Raw genomic sequence first — 17,310 nt, 5'->3', positions numbered from 1 at the left:
CCATCCATGATCCGAGCGGTGCGCAGGGCCTTCCAGGGCCCTTTTTTATTGCCTGGACGACCCCGAACCGAGACGACCCCGAACTGACCGAAACGACTGACCCAGACGACAAAGCCGCTGACAGAAGCGATCCGGAGCCTGCCATGACCGACAAGAGCCACGATCCGAACCAGATGACCGGCGCCGCGATGATCGTGCGCGCGCTCATCGACCACGGCGTGCAGCACATTTTCGGCTATCCGGGCGGCGCGGTGCTTCCGATCTATGACGAGATCTTCCAGCAGAGCGAAGTCGAGCACATCCTGGTCCGTCACGAGCAGGGCGCCGGCCATGCCGCCGAAGGCTATGCGCGCTCGACCGGCAAGCCGGGCGTCGTGCTGGTGACATCAGGTCCCGGCGCCACCAACATGGTGACGCCGCTGGCGGATGCGATGATGGATTCGATTCCCTTGGTCTGCATCACCGGCCAGGTGCCGACGCATCTGATCGGCAACGACGCCTTCCAGGAATGCGACACCGTCGGCATCACCCGGCCTTGCACCAAGCACAATTGGCTGGTCCGCAACGTCAACGATCTGGCCAAGGTGCTGCACGAGGCGTTCTATGTCGCGACCTCGGGCCGGCCGGGCCCCGTCGTCGTCGATGTGCCGAAGGACGTGCAGTTTGCCACCGGCACCTATCATCCGCCGCGCAAGTCCGACGTCCACGTCTCCTACGCCCCGCGCGTCAAGGGCGATGCGATGCAGATCCGCAAGGCGGTCGCGCTGCTGGCCTCGGCCAAGCGGCCGGTGATCTATTCCGGCGGCGGCGTCATCAATTCGGGGCCGGAGGCCTCCAGGCTGTTGCGTGAGCTGGTCGAGGTCACGGGCTTTCCGATCACCTCGACCCTGATGGGGCTGGGCGCCTATCCGGCGTCGGGCACCAATTGGCTCGGCATGCTCGGCATGCACGGCACTTACGAGGCCAACATGACGATGCATGATTGCGACGTCATGCTGTGCGTCGGCGCGCGCTTCGACGACCGCATCACCGGCCGCACCGACGCGTTCTCGCCGAACTCGAAGAAGATCCACATCGACATCGATCCGTCCTCGATCAACAAGAACATCCGCGTCGACGTGCCGATCATCGGCGATTGCGGCGACGTGCTCGCCGACATCCTGCAGGTGTTCAAGGCCGAGGCAAAGACGCCGGACATCAAGGCGTGGTGGCAGCAGATCGCCACCTGGCGGGCGCGCAACTCGCTGGCCTACAAGCCGAACCGCGACGTCATCATGCCGCAATATGCGATCCAGCGGCTGTTCGAGCTGACGCGCGGCCGCGACACCTACATCACGACCGAGGTCGGTCAGCACCAGATGTGGGCGGCGCAGTTCTACGGCTTCGAGGAGCCGCACCGCTGGATGACCTCGGGCGGCCTCGGCACCATGGGCTATGGACTGCCGGCGGCGATCGGCGTCCAGGTCGCGCATCCCGACAGCCTGGTTATCGACATCGGCGGCGACGCCTCGGTGCAGATGACGATGCAGGAGATGTCGACGGCCGTGCAGTACGAGCTGCCGGTCAAGATCTTCATCCTCAACAACCAGTATATGGGCATGGTGCGGCAGTGGCAGCAACTGCTGCACGGCAACCGCCTGTCGCATTCCTACTCGGAAGCGCTGCCGGACTTCGTCAAGCTGGCGGAGGCCTATGGCGGCGTCGGCCTGCAGGTCTCAAAGCCCGGCGATCTCGACGGCGCGATCAAGGAGATGATCTCGGTCAAGAAGCCGGTGCTGTTCGACTGCCGCGTCGCCGCGCTGGAGAACTGCTTCCCGATGATCCCCTCCGGCAAGGCGCACAACGAGATGATCCTGCCGGCGGAAGCGTCGGATCCGGCTGCGGCCTTCGCCGGCGGTAAGGCGCTGGTGTGAGGACTGATCGTGAGCTCAGCGCGCCCGACAAACTCCGCTGTCATCGCCCGGCTTGACCGGGCGATCCAGGAAGCCGCGGCGGTCGTGGGTCTCACACCGGCCGCGGCGTCCTGGATGCCCGTCTTCGCGGGCATGACACTGTGGTGCGGTGCCGGCGCTCTTCACCTCTCCCCGCTTGCGGGGAGAGGTCGGATGGCATCGTCAGATGCAATCCGGGTGAGGGGGGCTCTCCGCACGGCCGTTGCGTGTGGCTGCCCCTCACCCCAGCCCTCTCAGCGCGAGCGAAGCTCGTCGCGCCCCCGTCAGAACGGGGAGAGGGAGCGCAGCGGCGTTCGCGGCTATCGGCGAACAACACATGAGCAGTCCCATGTTCACGCTCGCTGAGCTGGAAGCCGCCCATGCCATCGTCGGCGCCGCCGTGCCGGCGACGCCGGCGCATGCGTGGCCGCTGCTCGCCGCGCGGCTGGGGGCCGGCGTCGTCGTCAAGCATGAGAACCACACGCCGGCCGGTGCCTTCAAGGTGCGCGGCGGGCTGGTGTATGTCGACAACCTCAAGCGCACGCAGCCTGATGTCCGCGGCCTGATCACCGCGACGCGCGGCAATCATGGCCAGAGCGTCGCTTTCGCCGGCCGCCGCAACGGCCTGCCGGTGACGATCTACGTGCCCAGGGGCAATTCGGTTGAGAAGAACCGCGCGATGGCCGCGTTCGGTGCCGAACTGATCGAGAATGGCAGCGATTTCCAGGAATCGCGCGAGGAAGCCGGGCGGCACGCGGCGCGTGATGGGCTGCACATGGTGCCGTCGTTCCATCCTGATCTCGTGCGCGGTGTTGCGACCTACGCGCTGGAGCTGTTCCGTTCCGCCCCTGATCTCGATGTGCTCTACGTCTCGATCGGGCAGGGCTCCGGCATCTGCGGCTGCATTCTCGCGCGTGACCTGCTCGGCCTGAAGACCGAGATCGTCGGCGTGCAGTCGACGGAGGCGCCGTCCTACGCGCTGTCATTCGCGGCGCGCACCGTGGTGACGACCAACAGCGCCGATACGAAGGCTGATGGGCTCGCGACGCGCAGCCCCGATGCCGATGCGCTCGCGATCATTCTCAAGGGTGCATCGCGCATCGTGCAGGTCAGCGACGCCGAGATCGCCGAGGCTATCCGCATCTTCTGGACCGACACGCACAATCTCGCCGAAGGTGCCGGCGCAGCCTCGCTCGCGGCGGCCCTGCAGGACAAGCGCAAGCTCGCCGGCAAGCGCGTCGGCCTGGTGCTGACCGGCGGCAACATCGATCTCGATTTGTTCAGGCGCTGGGTGATGCCGGCAACCTCCGAAGAAATGGCAGGAGTGTCGTGATGGGCACTCGGCGCACCACAAACACCGCCGTCATGCCCGGGCTTGACCCGCCTGCGCGGCCGAAGCCGCTTCGGCGCGGCGAAGGCCCGGGCATCCACGAGCCGCGCGCGCGACGCTCGACGTGGACGGCCGGGACAAGCCCGGCCATGACGGCAGAGACACCACGGGGACAGCAATGAACCAGCCAGCATCAGCCTATTTCCTCGAAGATCGCCACGACCCTAACGAGACGCACACGCTGTCAGTGCTGGTGCAGAACGAGCCCGGCGTGCTCGCGCGGGTGATCGGCCTGTTTTCCGGCCGCGGCTACAACATCGAGAGCCTGACCGTCTCCGAGACCGAGAGCCAGAAGCACCTGTCGCGCATCACCATCGTGACCACGGGCACGCCGATGGTGATCCAGCAGATCAAGCACCAGCTCGACCGCATGGTGCCGGTCTATCGCGTCGTCGACATGACCTTGACGAAGCGTGCGATCGAGCGCGAGCTGGCGATGATCAAGGTGCGCGGCACCGGCGAGCCGCGCGTCGAGGCGCTGCGGCTGGCGGATGCGTTCCGGGCCCGCGTCATCGACGCCACCACGGAAAGCTTCGTGTTCGAGATCACAGGCAACACCGACAAGATCAGTCAGTTTATCGATCTGATGCGTCCGCTCGGCCTGGTCGAGGTGGCCAGGACCGGCATTGCGGCGATCGGGCGGGGACCGGAAGGGATGTGAGCCATGCTGGCGCGCGACTGGTACTACAACGAACGGAACCGGATCGGGCTGGATCATGCCGTGGCCTCGATCTATGGCGCGGGGGATGATGCGGACGAGCGCGCGCGCGCCGCGCTCAAGATGCTGGGCGTCAAGCCCGGCTGGCGAGTGGCCGATATCGGCTGCGGCAATGGCGTGCTGGCGACGGAAGCGGCGCTGCTGGGCGCGGTCGTCGACGCCATCGACATCTCCCCGGCGATGCTGGCGCTGACCAAGATCTACACCCGCGACCGCCGCACCGCGGTGCGGATGCATTCGGCCGGCCTGCTGTCGTTCGCCTATGAGGCCAATTCCTACGACCTGATCGCCAGCGAGTTCACGCTGCATCATCTGCCGGACTTCTGGAAGGCGGTGGCGCTCGCGCGGATCTACGGCGCGCTGAAGCCGGGCGCGCAGTTCTTCCTGCGCGATATCGTCTATGTCAGCATGCCCGACGGCGCCGAGCGCTCGATCGAGCAATGGGCCGATTTCAACATCAAGAACCACGACCTCGCCCGCGACAGCGTCATCACCCATATGCGCGACGAGAACTCGACCTTCGCCTGGGTGATGGAGCGGATGCTGAGCGAGGTCGGCTTCGTCACTGTGTCGGCCGACTACCACGCCCCGATGCACGCGACCTATGTGCTGCAGAAGCCGGCGGGGCAGGGGTAGGCGAGCTGTGTTGATGTTTGCGCGAGATGGCGAGGCGAGCACGCTGCCACCCTCCCCTGGAGGGGGAGGGGCGTTTCACATCGCGCGAAGCCGCGATGTGAAACGGGGCGGGGGGACGCCTCCCCGCGCGAGCTGTGCCTGGGGCCCACCCCACCCTGATCGCGCATTTCGTGCGCGATCGCCCCTCCCCCTTCAGGGGAGGGTGAAGAGCCGTCGTGCGGCGGAAGCTCATTAGATGTCCCAGCAGCTCCTCATCGCCTTCGTCACCTTCGCCTTCGTGATGGCGTTCACGCCGGGGCCGAACAACATCATGCTGCTGTCGTCGGGCGTGACCCACGGCTTCCGCCGCACGGTGCCGCATATGATGGGCGTCAGCTTCGGCTTCGCCTTCATGGTCGGCGCGGTCGGCTTCGGGCTGGCCACGGTGTTCATCCGCTATCCCGTGCTGCAGGAGGTGCTGAAATATCTCGGCGCCGCCTATCTGATCTATCTCGCGGTCGTCATCGCCTTCTCCGGATCGGCCAAGACCGATAACGACACGTCGCCGCGCGGCCCGATGTCGTTCTGGGGCGCGGCGCTGTTCCAATGGGTCAATGCCAAGGGCTGGGTGATGGTGATCAGCACCATCACGGCCTATGCCGCCATCGCCCGCTTTCCCGCCAACGTTGCGTTGCAGGTCGCCATCAGCTTCGTCATGGCGATCGGCTCGACCATTACCTGGACCCTGTTCGGCACCGCATTGCGGCCGCTCTTGAGCTCGGAGCGCGCGGTCCGCGGCTTTAATATCCTGATGGCCCTGCTGCTGCTGGCCTCGCTCTATCCCGTGTTCATGGACGCATGAGAGGGGCGGCCGCCATGCGAGATCGGGGTTTCCATCGCACCTCAAAATGCTCTAGACACGGGCCGGATTTCGTCCGGGCGCAGCCGCCCGTGCCTCACCCAAGCGTCTGACTTTCCAGCCAATTCCGGCCATTTCAAAGAGGAAACGACAATGCGTGTCTACTACGATCGCGACGCCGATCTGAACCTGATCAAGGGCAAGAAGGTCGTCATCGTCGGCTATGGCAGCCAGGGCCATGCCCATGCGCTGAACCTGAAGGATTCCGGCGTCAAGGACGTCGCGATTGCGCTGCGCAAGGGCTCGGCCTCGGCCAAGAAGGCCGAAGGTGCCGGCTTCAAGGTGATGGAAGTCGCCGAGGCCGCGAAGTGGGCCGACCTCGTGATGATGCTGACCCCGGACGAGCTGCAGGGCGACATCTACCGCGAGCACCTGCACGACAACATGAAGCAGGGCGCCGCGCTCGTCTTCGCCCATGGTCTCAACGTGCATTTCAACCTGCTGGATCCGCGCCCCGATCTCGACGTGCTGATGATCGCGCCGAAGGGCCCCGGCCACACCGTCCGCTCCGAATACCAGCGCGGCGGCGGCGTGCCCTGCCTGATCGCGATCGCCAAGGACTCCTCGGGCAATGCCCATGATCTCGGCCTGTCCTACGCCTCGGCGATCGGCGGCGGCCGCGCCGGCATCATCGAGACCACCTTCAAGGAAGAGTGCGAGACCGATTTGTTCGGTGAGCAGGCGGTGCTGTGCGGCGGCCTGGTCGAGCTGATCAAGGCCGGCTACGAGACGCTGACGGAAGCTGGCTACGCCCCGGAAATGGCCTATTTCGAGTGCCTCCACGAGGTGAAGCTGATCGTCGACCTGATCTATGAAGGCGGCATCGCCAACATGAACTATTCGATCTCCAACACCGCTGAATATGGCGAGTACGTCACCGGCCCGCGCATCATCACCCCCGAGACCAAGGCCGAGATGAAGCGCGTGCTCGACGACATCCAGTCCGGCCGCTTCGCCCGCGACTGGATGCTGGAGAACAAGGTCAACCAGTCCTCGTTCAAGGCCACCCGTGCCCGTCTCGCCCAGCACCCGATCGAGGAAGTCGGTGCCCGCCTGCGCGACATGATGCCCTGGATCAAGAAGGGCGCGCTGGTCGACAAGTCGAAGAACTAAGGTCTCGCGACGACGATCGAGAAATGCAAACGGCGGGCCGAGGCCCGCCGTTTTTGTTGGATCGAGCCGTCGCCGGTCCATTCAGGACATCGCGCGGCGTGAGACGCGCGGCGCGAGCAGGCGGACGATCTCACAGGTGGCGACGAGCCCGGCCAGCCAGGCGGCGCCGGTCAGTCCGAGGCGCGCGACGATCGCAGGCGTGAAGCTCGACGCGCCGCCTAGCACGGGCGTGGCCGCGAGAAGCAGCAGCTCGTAGCCGGCGTAGGCGCCGAGCAGGGCGGCGGTGAGCGCGAGCGGCGCCGGTGCGGCGCGCAACGCCTGCAACACGAGGCGCGCGATGATCGTGGCGCCGAGCGCGGCGGCACCGATTGCGATCCCCCAGGCCAGCGTGTTGGCATCGATGGGATAATGCAGGGCGCCGAAGCCGATGCCCTGGTTGACCAGGAAGGCGCCGAGCACGCAGAGCAACGCGGGGCGTAGCGGCAGCAGGGCGGCTGCGACCACCGCGAAGGCCGCGAATGGCGTGGCGCAGGCAAAGGCGAAGCTCGCCAGCGCGCAGGCGGTGACCAGCAGCGCGAAGCAGAAGGCCGCAGCATGCCGCGGCGGCACGGGCGTGAGGCGAGCGTCGGCGGGGGAGGTGAGGATGTCGAGAGCCATGGGTCGTCTCCTTCGGGGTGGATTGTAGTCCATTGGGGATGTCGATGACAGCGGTTCGCAGGGCAGGGCGTTCACTCCATCCCGAAGCTCGCCATGCGGATGCCGCCGAACACGCCGAGGCCCGGGGCCAGGAAGCCGGTCGGGTTCTGGTAGTGCCGATTGAACAGGTTATCGACGCGGCCGAACAGCTTGACCTGGCCGGAGACCGCGTAGTCGGCGCGCAGGTTCACGACGGTATAGCCGGGCGCGACGAGGCCCGAGGTCATGCCGTCGCGGCTGACGTCGCGCCAGTCGCTGACGCGCAGCAAGGTGGCCGACACCGTCAGCGGGTCCAGCGGCGTCCAGACCGCTGTCGCGCTCCATTTTTCCTTCGGGCGGCGCAGCAGCTGCAGACCGGTCGTCGCGTCGACCGCGCGCGTGAACGTATAGTCCGCGCGCAGCGACAGCCGGTCCGTCAGGTGCGCTGTGACGAAGCTCTCGGTGCCCTCGGTGGTGGCGAGTCCGACATTGGCGTAGGAGGTGAAGGTCACATTGGAGTTGATGAGGTCGGTGATACTGTTGTGGAAGTAGGTCGCGCCGAGGCGGATGCGATCGTCGAACAGCGGCTGCTCGAATCCCGCATCATAGCCGGTGCTCTGCTCCGGCTTGAGGTTCGGATTGGCGAAGAAGTTGAACGCCGGAAAGTCCTGATAGAGCTGGCTCAAGGTCGGCGCCTTGAAGCCGGTGCCGTAGCTCGCCTTCAGCTTGGTTTCGGTGACCGGCAGGATCACGGCCGGTGCGATCCGGTAGGTGCCATGGCTGCCGAATTGATCGTTGATGTCGTTGCGCAGGCTCGCGACCAGGAACATGCGCTGTGCGAAATTCGTCTGCACCTCGACGAAGCCGGCTCTGTTGCCGTTCTCGGCCGTGAGGCCCGTGGTCTGGAGGCGGTCGGTCTGCTGCTCGAGCCCGACGATGAAATTGTTGTGCGGAGCGAGCTCGGTGACCGCGTGCCAGTCATATTTGATGCGCTCGCCGGTCGAGATCGCGGCGAGGGGATTGCCCGCGGTGAGATCGGACGTCCGGTTGTTGACGTAGTTGATACCGAAATAGTTTTTGATGCGGCCGTCGAGCAGCGACCACACGGCTTCCTCGCGCGTGGCGAACTGCCGCACGGCATGGGTGCTCTGGGCCGCGTTCGGGACGCTGGGAAAGCTGCCGTCGCCGGTGAACAGCAGCGTTGCGTCCGTGTAGCGCATCACGGAATTCAGCGACCAGGCTTCGTTGAGGTCGACGCCGAATTTGGTCGAGGCGGTGACGTTGTCATAGGCGTTGCCGATCGCCTTCTGCCCCGCCGGCAGCAATTGCTGTGGCGTGACCGGAATGTCGCCGGCATGGAGATGCGCGACATTCATCGCGTAGTTCACATTGTCCTGCGACCCGCTGACGCCGGCCGACTGGTTGAAGGTCTGATACGTGCCGGTCTCGATCGAAGCGGTTGCCCGCGCCGGGCCGTCGCCCTTGCGCGTGATCACCGAGATGACGCCACCGATCGCATCCGAGCCATAGAGGCCGCTCTGCGGCCCCCTCAGCACCTCGAACTGCTGGATGTCCGAGGTCAGCAGATGGGCGAAGTCGAACGCACCATTGGCATTGGTGACGTCGCCGACATCGATGCCGTCGATCAGGATCTTGGTGTGATTCGCGTTTGTCCCGCGGGTGAAGACCGAGCTCTGCCCGCCAGCGCCGCCGGTCTGCACGACGTTCAAGCCGGGAATGGCGGCGAGGATGTCGGGCACGCTGCGGAACTGTTGCGTGGCGATGTCCTTGGCCGTAACGACGGTGATCGCGTTCGCCACATGGGCAGCGGGGGTTGCGATGCCGGTCGGGCTGACGACGAGTTGTGCGTTGGCCTGGGCGGCGGCGCTCTGCGTGGCCGCCGGCTGCGATGCGCGTGCGCGCGGCGTCTGCGCCCCACGCGGCAAGGCCGGCTTCGGAGCGGCCGGCTTGCGGGGCGGATCGACCTCGACCGGCGGCAGCAGGTCGGGGGAGGCGGATTGCTGGGCGGTGGCCGGAGCCGCGCCGAACGTCGCGATGGAGACCAGGACGGTCGACGACGACAGGCCGGCGCGATGGCGCCGGGCGACGGATAGGAACGAGAACACGAGGGAACCTCGGCATGACGTCAGTGGCACGTCACCGCGAACGAGGTTTCACACCGGCCAATGCTGCCCGGCGTAGAAACGATGCCAATAAACGCCCCGACCGGCATCCTCGCGTGTGACCACGGCTGACGGCAGGTCTCCTGGCTCGCGGGTCGTCACCTCAACGCCGCCTTCCCAGGACCGAGAATCCCAGTGGCATCTGACGTGAGATTCGCCGCTTACAGTTGCGGGGGCAGCTGCGGCCTTCGAACGATCCGTTAAGGACGTCCGGCACCGCATTCCCTTTTGAGCCCCGGTCAGGGGGCACCGTCACCATCACAGTAGGTGTGCGCGTGTGGCTGAGTCAATCGTGGCGATGATGGCGCCGAAGGGCCCCCGGCCACACCGTCTGCTCCGAGTCCGAGCGCGGCCGCGTGCCCTGCCTGACCGCGACCGCCCAGGCCAGCGTGTTGGCATCGTCACTGCAGCCCGGAGGTGGCCATCCGGATGCCGCCGAACATGCCGAAGCCGGGCGCCAGGAAGCCGGTCGGGTTCTGGTAATGGCGGTTGAACAGATTGTCGATCCGGGCGAACAGCTTGACCTGGTCCGAGAGGGCGTAGTCGCCGCGCAGATTCACCAGCGTATAGCCGGGCGCGACGAGGCCGGTCGTGGTACCGTCGCGGCTGACGTCGAGCCAGTCGCCGACGCGCAGCAGGGTGGCAGACAGCGTCAGCGCATCGACCGGCAGCCATGTGGCGGTGGCGCTCCATTTCTCTCTCGGCTGGCGCAACAGCTGCTGACCGGTGCTCGCGTCGACCGCGCGGGTGAACGTGTAGTCTGCGCGGAGCCAGATGCGATCGGTCAGTTTCGCCGCGACGAAGCTCTCGGTGCCTTCGGTGGTGGCGAAGCCGATATTGGCAAAGGAGGTGGCGTTCGCGTTGAAACTGATCAGGTTGGTGATGTCATTGTGGAAGTAGGTCGCGCCGAAGCGCAACCGATCCTCGAACAGCGGCTGCTCGAAGCCGGCATCGTAGCCGATGCTCGCCTCCGGCTTCAGGTTCGGATTGGCGAAGAAATTGAAGGCCGGAAAATTCTGATACAACTGACTCAAGGTCGGCACCTTGAAGCCGGTGCCATAGCTCGCCTTCAGCCGGGTCTCGGTCACCGGCAGGATCACCGCCGGCGCGATCCGGTAGGTGCCGTGGCCGCCGAACCGATCGTCGACGTCGTCGCGCAGGCTCGCGACCACGAACCAGCGCTTGGCGAATTCGGTCTGCAGCTCGACGAAGCCGGCCTTGTTGCCGTTCTCGGCCAGGACGTCGGCCGCCTTCAGCCGCTCGGCCTGCTGCTCCACGCCGACCACAAGATGATTGCGCGGGGAGAGTTCGGCCACTGCGCGCCAGTCATATTTGATGCGCTCGCCGGTGGCGATGGTAGGCGCCGGATTGCCGGGCGCCAGATCGTAAGACCAGTTGTTGACGTAGTTCACGCCGAAATGGTTGCGGATGCGGCCGCCGAGCAGCGACCAGACGGCTTCCTCGCGGGTCGTCAACTGGCGGTCGGTGTGATGGCTTTGGGTTGCATTCGGAAAGCTCGGAGATCCGCTGTCCCCGGTGAACAGCAGGCTCGCGTCGGTGTGGCGAACCAGCGCGTTCAGCGTCCAGGCCTCGTTCAGGTCGACGCCGAGCCTGGTCGACGCCGTGACGTTGTCATAGGCGTTGCCGATCGCCTTCCGTCCTGGTGGCAGCAATTGCCAGGGCGTCACCGGCACATCGCCGGCGTGAAGGTGCGCAATGTTGAACGCGTAGTTGAATTGATCCTTTGAGCCGCTGAGTCCCGCGGTCTGGTTGAAACTCCGATACGCGCCGGTTTCGATCGAGCCGGTGGCTTGTGCCGGTCCGTCACCCTTGCGGGTGGTGATCGAGATCACGCCGCCGAGCGCATCCGCGCCATAGAGGCCGCTCTGCGGCCCGCGCAGCACCTCGAGCCGCTGGATGTCGGCGGTGAGCAGATGCTCGACATCGGGCGCGCCATTGCTGTTGGTGACGTTGCCGACATCGACGCCGTCGATGACGAGCTTGGTATGGTTGGCGCTGGTGCCGCGGGTGGAGACGGTGCTCTGCCCGCCCGGACCGCCGGCCTGCACGACGGTCAAGCCGGGGACCGTGCTCAGGATGTCCGGCAGGCTGCGGCCCTGCTGGGTGGCGATATCCTTGTCAGTCACCACGGTGATCGACCGGCCGGCCTCGGCGGCTGGCGTGGCGATGCCGGTTGGGCTGGCGGCGGCAGGCGCTACCGGCCTCTGCGCCGATGCCGCGCTGCGGGCATGAGATCTGCCGGCGACGACCGGTTTCCGGGCGGCCGGTTTGTGTGGCGGGTCGACCTCGACGGGCGGCAGCAGATGCGGGGAGGCGGATTGCTGCGCGGCTGCAGAAAACGCACCGAGCAGCGCAATCGATGTGAGCACACAGGACGAGGACAGGACGGCGCGGCAGTGCCGGGCATGGGAAACGGGAGACACGTGGACCTCGGCATCACGTCAGTGGCACGTCACCGCGAACGAGGTGCCACGCAGGTCGTTGCCGGCCGGCCTGAAGACGGTGCCAACACCATCCGGACCGATATGTTCGCGTGTGACCACCGCTGACGGCGGGTGCCCTGGCTCGCGTGTCATAGCCGCCATGACGTCGTTCCGGGACCAGGATTTCCGAGTGGCCTATGACGCGTCATTTGCCGCCTGCACGAGCGGGGACAGCTGCGCCCTTCGATCATGTCCCTCGCGAGACGCGTCCGGCGCCGCATTCCCTTTTGAGCCCCGGTTATGGGGCACCGTCGTCATCACAGTAGGTGTGCGGGTGTGGCCGAGTCAATCACGGCGACGCGATCTCCCGGCGATAGGCCGGTATCGCGCGACTCCGTCCTGCGAAACCGGCAAGGTCGGTCCGGCTTACTTCTCGACCTTGTTGTGCACCATCCAGAACCGCAGCGTGCGCTGCGCCGTGTCCAGCGACAGTCTGGTGTAATCGCGCTCCGCCAGCTTGAGCGTCTCGCTGTCGATGGCGTGCTTGATCGGGCGGTGAGTCAGGATCTTGGCGACGGCGGGCCAGATCAGCCCGGCCGCCCGGCAGGGGATCAGCACGATGTCGGTGCGCGGGCCTTCCAGCACCTTGGCCATCATCTCGGTCGGCACGTTGTTGAGCATTCCGAGCGCGGCCGCTACTTCGCCGAAGCGGCGGGTCTCGGCGAAAAAGGCAATGGCGGTGTCGTTGAGCTCGTTCAGCCCTTTCATGCGCTTGACGGCCTCTTCGGCCAGCGTGAAGTCGCGCCCGACCAGGCCGCCATCGCTGCGCGCGACGTCGCTGATGGTCTTCAGGACCTTCTTGATCTCCTTCTGCAGCGCCGGCGGGGCGGAGGCCATCAGCTTGGTGCGCACCGAATCGGTGGCGCGGCGCAGGAGGTCGCGCAAATGCTTGTTCGGCAGGTCGACGCGCAGCCCGATGATCTCGGTCAGTTCGTCGTCATCCTCGGCATGCGCCATCATCCCGGAATAGCCGGTCTCGGAGAAGCGCGCGGTCTGGTTGTTGGCGAGCTTGCGGATGACGCGACGTTCGCCGCGGTCGACGATGATGTCGGTGACGGCCTCGGTCAGATGCGGGCGGCTCGAGATCGCCATCAGGTGGTCCTGGCCCTTGGTCGATGCGACCTCGACCAGGGTGTGTTCGGACAGCCGGGTCGAATGCATCAGCACGCTCTCGGCGACCGAAATCTCGTCGTCACGGGCGAGGCGCTGGATGACGTCGACCGGCGCGTAATCGACCGGCGCCAGATGCTTGCTGAGCTCGGCCCGCGCCCGCGTCTCGACGCGGGACACCAGCATGCACAGCACGTTGTCGAACACTTTGATCTGCTCCTCGCTGAGGCGTTCGCCATCATGCAGGAACAGGTTGGTGACTTGGCGGAGCGTGTGGACGCGCTTCTCGGAGGAGCCGCCGCGAACCGCGTCCTCGAGTTCGGAGATGATCGAATGTTCTGAATCGGGAAGCTGTTCTGGCTGAGACACGGTCACGCTCGTCTGGTCCGGAATTGCCGCAGCGGCCGCGCTTCTGCTCCGCTGCGGGCTCGGCACCGCGCAGCTTTCCGTATCGGCGATAACAATGTGTTAGGGGCCAGGAGCGTAGTACTCCGGAGAAACACGGATACGGAAAATTAAGACGAAGCGGCTAGCGCTGCTAAACAGGTGCCGATTGGCGCCACCGCAGCGCTGCATCGGACGATCGGCCACGATCGGCAAAAGAGCTCCGGGTAAAGACGGAAAGGTTAATGATCTCATAAGGTCAGAGACGTTTCTTGATCTCGATTATCCGCCCTCATCCAGCTCACCTCAGCTGTCATCCGCTCAAGGATCGAATTCTAAATCACATTCTTGCGGCGGTCCGCCCGGCCGCCAGCGAGACGATTCCCGGTGTCATCGGCTCGAACGGCTGCCGGAAGCGCAGCCGGCTGTCGCGCCCGTCCGCCGCTGAAAACAGCACCAGCATGACGCTGCATCTCATGCGATAATCGTCCGGCAAATCGTTGAGGTCGCCATGAAATCCGTCGTCGTCACCGGCGCGTCCACGGGCATCGGTTTCGCCTGTTCGAAGCTTCTGCTCGCACGTGGCTTTCGTGTCTTTGGGAGTGTTCGCAACCCGCTTGATGCGGAACGGCTGCGCACCGAGCTCGGCGCGAACTTCACTCCCTTGCTGTTCGACGTCACGGACGAGGCGGCGGTCAAGGCAGCCGCCGGCGAGGTGCGGGCGGCGCTTGGCGGCGAGGCGCTTGCCGGCCTGGTCAACAATGCCGGCATTGCGGTCGCTGGTCCGGTGACGGAGCTGCCGATCGCGGAGTTCCGCCGCCAGATGGAGGTCAATGTCATGGGCCCGGTCATTGCCACCCAGGCCTTCGCGCCGCTGCTCGGGGCGGATCCCGCGAGGTCCGGCGCGGCAGGGCGGATCGTGATGATCAGCTCGGTGGCAGGCCGCAATGGCAATCCGCTGATGGCGCCTTATTCGACCTCCAAGCACGCGGTCGAAGGTCTGTCGGAGAGCCTGCGTCGCGAATTGATGCTGTTCGGGATCGACGTCATCATCATTGCCCCCGGCGCGGTGAAGACGCCGATCTGGGCCAAGGCGGAGGAGGTCGACCTGTCGGCCTATCAGAGCTCGCCGTTCTTTCCGGCGTTGCAGCGGATCCGCGGCTTCATGCTGCATCTCGGCAAGATCGGGCTGCCGGCTGAGACCATCGCCGAGCGGGTGTTCGAGGCGCTGACGGCGCCCGCGCCCAAGGTGCGCTACGAGATTGCGCCCGATCCGCTGCGGCAGTGGATCACCCGGATGCTGCCGAAGCGGACCGTCGACCGCATCATCGCCAAGCGGCTCGGCCTGACACCGCCGGCCAAGGTCTGACCCAGGCCATGACAACCATCGGCAAGACCCGGGCGGAGCTGACCCGTCTGGTGGAAGACGCGATCCGCGCGCAGCCGGGATGCGAGACCGCGTGCGTGCCGTCCGTCCAGGCCGTCGACGTGCGCAGCGGCCGCAACTGGGAAATTCCCCATGTCGTCCTCGGCGACAGCCTGATCAGCGACATCGACCGCGCCGTCATGAGCGTGCAGCGCCGGCTGGGGCGTGAGTTTCATCTGACGGTCGATCCCGAAAGCCGGGAGTCCGCATCGGAGACGGCTGACGCGGCACGCATTCACCCGGAGCAGTCCTGACCCCCGATAAATCGTGGACGTCGATCGGGGTCAGGTCAGCAGGCCCTGGCGCAGCGCCAGGCGCACCAGCTCGATATCGGTGCCGACGCCGAGCTTGTCCTTGATCAACGAATGCAGATTGGCGATCGTCTTCGGGCTGAGGTGAAGCGCGGATGCGATCTCCTCGGTGGTGCGCTCGGCGAGCAGCATCTGCATGACCTCGAACTCGCGCGCCGTGAGGACGTCGGCGGCGGCCCTCTCGCCACACAGGCGGCTGAGCGCGAGTTCGTGGTCGATGTCGGGGCTGATCGCGATGGCGCCGCCGAGCACCTCCATCACCGCGCGGACCAGGATCTCCGGGGGGCTGCTCTTGGTGACATAGCCGCGGGCACCGGCGCGGATCGCCTGCACGGCGAATCCCGCGTTCTCATGCATGGTGAACACGAGAATGCGCGCGTCGCGATCCCATTGCCGGATGCGTCGAATGCCCTCGATGCCGCCGACGCCCGGCATCGTCAGGTCCATGATGACGAGATCCGGCCTCACCTCCTTGAACAGGCGGTAGGCCTCGGCGCCATCGGACGCTTCGGCGACCACACGCAGGCCGTGCTGCTTCTGCAGCATGGACCGATAGCCCTCGCGCACCACGGCGTGGTCGTCCACCAGCATGATCGTGCCCGCCGCGTTCGTCATGCTGCGCACCCGATCGGTGCCTGCACGGGCGAAAAGGCCGGGACGGGGATCGTGACGTGAAGCCGCGAGCCGCCATGATCTCCCGCGGCGAAGCTCATGTCGCCGCCGAGAGAGGCCACGCGCTCGCGGATCCCGAGCAGGCCCATGCCTGGCGGGCCCATGAGATCGCTGGCTGCGCCATCATCGGCCACCGTGAGGACGATCCGATCCGGCGAAGGGCCCTGGCCCAGGCTGTTCTGTGCCGCCAACTGCAGGCGGACCCGCGTGGCCGCGGAATGCTTGGCGCAGTTGGTGAGCGCCTCTTGCGCAATGCGATAGAGATTGTTGGCGGTTGTGTCGGGGAGCCGATCGATCGGGCCGGACAGGTCGATCTCGAACCGGGCTGGTCCGCGCTGTCGCCTGTTCCAGCCCGCGACCAGGCCCTCAAGGCTGGCGGCCAGGCCGAGCTCGTCGATATCCGGCGGCCGCAGCCGCACCAGCGCGCCGCGCAGTGTCTCCATCATGTCCGCGGCGGTGCGTGCAATGCTGTCGCACTCGCCGAGCGCAGCGGGACACGCCAGGGCGACGCTCTCGCGCATCGCCGCCGCCAGCGCGCGGATCGCTGCGAGCGACTGCCCGAACTCATCGTGAAGCTCGCGCGCGAGGTGACGCCGCTCGTCGTCCTGCAGGGCGATCAGGCGCCGCGTCAGCTCGCTGCGCTGCGCCAGCGCCGCCTGCAGCCCGTCGGCAAGCTGGTTGAAGGCGTCGCGGATGGCTGAGAGCTCAGCGAGGTCGAAGGGCGGCAAACGCGCCGTCAGATCGTTGGCCACGATCCGCTCGAGGCCGGCGCAGATCAGCCGGGTCGGGCGCAGGGCGCGTGCCAGCGCCGCATGGGCCAGCACGCAGAGCAGCACCAGCGCCGTTCCGAGCACCGGCAGCAGCCGGCGCAACTCTCGCCAGGCGTCGGCCGTCATCACGTCCGCATCGATCCAGACCACCGCATCGCCGATCTTGCGGTCACGCGACAGCACCGGCCGCGTGGCTTCCTGGCCCGGACCGAACAGCCCGCGATACAGCATCGCAAAGGCGCGCGGCGGTTCGTCGCTCTGCGCGTCCGCGCCGCCGCAAATCCGCTGCAGCATATGATCGCCGACCGCGCGGTAGGCGATGCAGAGGCCGGGCGTCATGCTGGCCGCCGCGACCGCATCGAGGTCGGGAAAGCCGGCCGGCGGATTGTTGACCCATTGCATCTTGCTCTGCTGCAACTGCAGCGTCCGGGCCGTGATTTCGGCAATCCGCGCATTGCGCGCATCCGCCGATCTCGCGATGTCGAACAGGACATAGGCACAGATCGCTGCGAAACAGAGCGTTGCCACCCCGGAGATGCGCAGTGTCAGCCGGTATTTGAGGTCGTAGCGGGTCCACATCTTCAGCGCA

15 protein-coding genes and 2 riboswitches are annotated in these 17,310 nt (G+C 66.2%); of the genes, 8 read left to right on the top strand and 7 right to left on the bottom strand.

Annotated features, from left to right (window positions below; genetic code table 11):
• Window positions 1-143: 143 nt before the first annotated feature.
• The 6 genes from HL671_RS04270 to ilvC all read left to right on the top strand — a co-directional run bounded on the left by HL671_RS04270 (window position 144) and on the right by ilvC (window position 6,686).
• The gene (locus HL671_RS04270) at window positions 144-1,913 is read left to right on the top strand and encodes an acetolactate synthase 3 large subunit (RefSeq protein WP_172235696.1); all 1,770 of its coding nucleotides are present in this window, start codon (window positions 144-146) and stop codon (window positions 1,911-1,913) included.
• A 367-nt stretch (window positions 1,914-2,280) separates the two neighbouring features.
• Entirely contained in the window at window positions 2,281-3,264 is a 984-nt protein-coding gene (locus HL671_RS04265) for a threonine dehydratase (RefSeq protein ID WP_172235695.1), read from the top strand.
• A gap of 175 nt (window positions 3,265-3,439) precedes the next feature.
• Window positions 3,440-3,982 (top strand): acetolactate synthase small subunit, encoded by a 543-nt coding sequence (gene ilvN / locus HL671_RS04260; protein WP_012045963.1) that lies wholly within the window; start codon window positions 3,440-3,442, stop codon window positions 3,980-3,982.
• A gap of 3 nt (window positions 3,983-3,985) precedes the next feature.
• Entirely contained in the window at window positions 3,986-4,675 is a 690-nt protein-coding gene (locus HL671_RS04255) for a class I SAM-dependent methyltransferase (protein WP_012045962.1), read from the top strand.
• A gap of 235 nt (window positions 4,676-4,910) precedes the next feature.
• Window positions 4,911-5,516: a LysE family translocator gene (locus tag HL671_RS04250; protein WP_172235694.1), complete on the top strand. Its 606-nt coding sequence runs from the start codon at window positions 4,911-4,913 to the stop codon at window positions 5,514-5,516.
• 150 nt (window positions 5,517-5,666) lie between these two features.
• Window positions 5,667-6,686, top strand: coding sequence for a ketol-acid reductoisomerase (ilvC, locus tag HL671_RS04245; protein ID WP_012045960.1), 1,020 nt, complete (start codon window positions 5,667-5,669; stop codon window positions 6,684-6,686).
• A gap of 81 nt (window positions 6,687-6,767) precedes the next feature.
• On the opposite strand, the gene HL671_RS04240 is transcribed toward ilvC, so the two are convergent.
• The 5 genes from HL671_RS04240 to HL671_RS38745 form a co-directional block, all read right to left on the bottom strand.
• A complete protein-coding gene (locus HL671_RS04240; protein ID WP_172235693.1) occupies window positions 6,768-7,343 on the bottom strand; it encodes a hypothetical protein in 576 nt (191 codons plus the stop codon).
• Window positions 7,344-7,414: 71 nt separating this feature from the next.
• Window positions 7,415-9,487: a TonB-dependent receptor plug domain-containing protein gene (locus HL671_RS04235; protein ID WP_172235692.1), complete on the bottom strand. Its 2,073-nt coding sequence runs from the start codon at window positions 9,485-9,487 to the stop codon at window positions 7,415-7,417.
• A 113-nt stretch (window positions 9,488-9,600) separates the two neighbouring features.
• Window positions 9,601-9,813: riboswitch (cobalamin riboswitch) on the bottom strand.
• A 132-nt stretch (window positions 9,814-9,945) separates the two neighbouring features.
• Entirely contained in the window at window positions 9,946-11,988 is a 2,043-nt protein-coding gene (locus HL671_RS04230) for a TonB-dependent receptor plug domain-containing protein (protein WP_172235691.1), read from the bottom strand.
• A gap of 110 nt (window positions 11,989-12,098) precedes the next feature.
• Window positions 12,099-12,316: riboswitch (cobalamin riboswitch) on the bottom strand.
• Window positions 12,317-12,414: 98 nt separating this feature from the next.
• Window positions 12,415-13,527: a DUF2336 domain-containing protein gene (locus HL671_RS04225; protein ID WP_172235690.1), complete on the bottom strand. Its 1,113-nt coding sequence runs from the start codon at window positions 13,525-13,527 to the stop codon at window positions 12,415-12,417.
• A gap of 355 nt (window positions 13,528-13,882) precedes the next feature.
• Window positions 13,883-14,005 carry a hypothetical protein gene (locus tag HL671_RS38745; protein WP_256374677.1) on the bottom strand — a complete coding sequence of 41 codons (123 nt, stop codon included), beginning with the start codon at window positions 14,003-14,005 and terminating at the stop codon, window positions 13,883-13,885.
• A 48-nt stretch (window positions 14,006-14,053) separates the two neighbouring features.
• On the opposite strand from HL671_RS38745, the gene HL671_RS04220 reads away from it, so the two are divergent.
• Complete coding sequence (locus HL671_RS04220; protein ID WP_172235689.1) at window positions 14,054-14,911, top strand: SDR family oxidoreductase; 858 nt, start codon at window positions 14,054-14,056, stop codon at window positions 14,909-14,911.
• Window positions 14,912-14,919: 8 nt separating this feature from the next.
• Window positions 14,920-15,222 carry a hypothetical protein gene (locus tag HL671_RS04215; RefSeq protein ID WP_172235688.1) on the top strand — a complete coding sequence of 101 codons (303 nt, stop codon included), beginning with the start codon at window positions 14,920-14,922 and terminating at the stop codon, window positions 15,220-15,222.
• Between the two features lie 30 nt (window positions 15,223-15,252).
• Here HL671_RS04215 and HL671_RS04210 read toward each other — a convergent pair whose 3' ends face one another.
• On the bottom strand, window positions 15,253-15,894 hold the full coding sequence (locus HL671_RS04210) for a response regulator transcription factor (protein ID WP_041750950.1): 642 nt from the start codon (window positions 15,892-15,894) through the stop codon (window positions 15,253-15,255).
• Window positions 15,891-17,300, bottom strand: coding sequence for a HAMP domain-containing sensor histidine kinase (locus HL671_RS04205; RefSeq protein ID WP_172235760.1), 1,410 nt, complete (start codon window positions 17,298-17,300; stop codon window positions 15,891-15,893). The genes HL671_RS04210 and HL671_RS04205 overlap by 4 nt, the downstream gene beginning before the upstream one ends.
• Window positions 17,301-17,310 lie beyond the last annotated feature (10 nt).

The sequence above is a fragment of the Bradyrhizobium denitrificans genome (genome assembly GCF_013179005.1).
In the GTDB taxonomy this organism is placed as follows: Bacteria; Pseudomonadota; Alphaproteobacteria; order Rhizobiales; family Xanthobacteraceae; genus Bradyrhizobium; species Bradyrhizobium denitrificans.
Note: the sequence above shows the minus strand (reverse complement) of the source record. Positions and strands in the feature narration are given on the sequence as shown.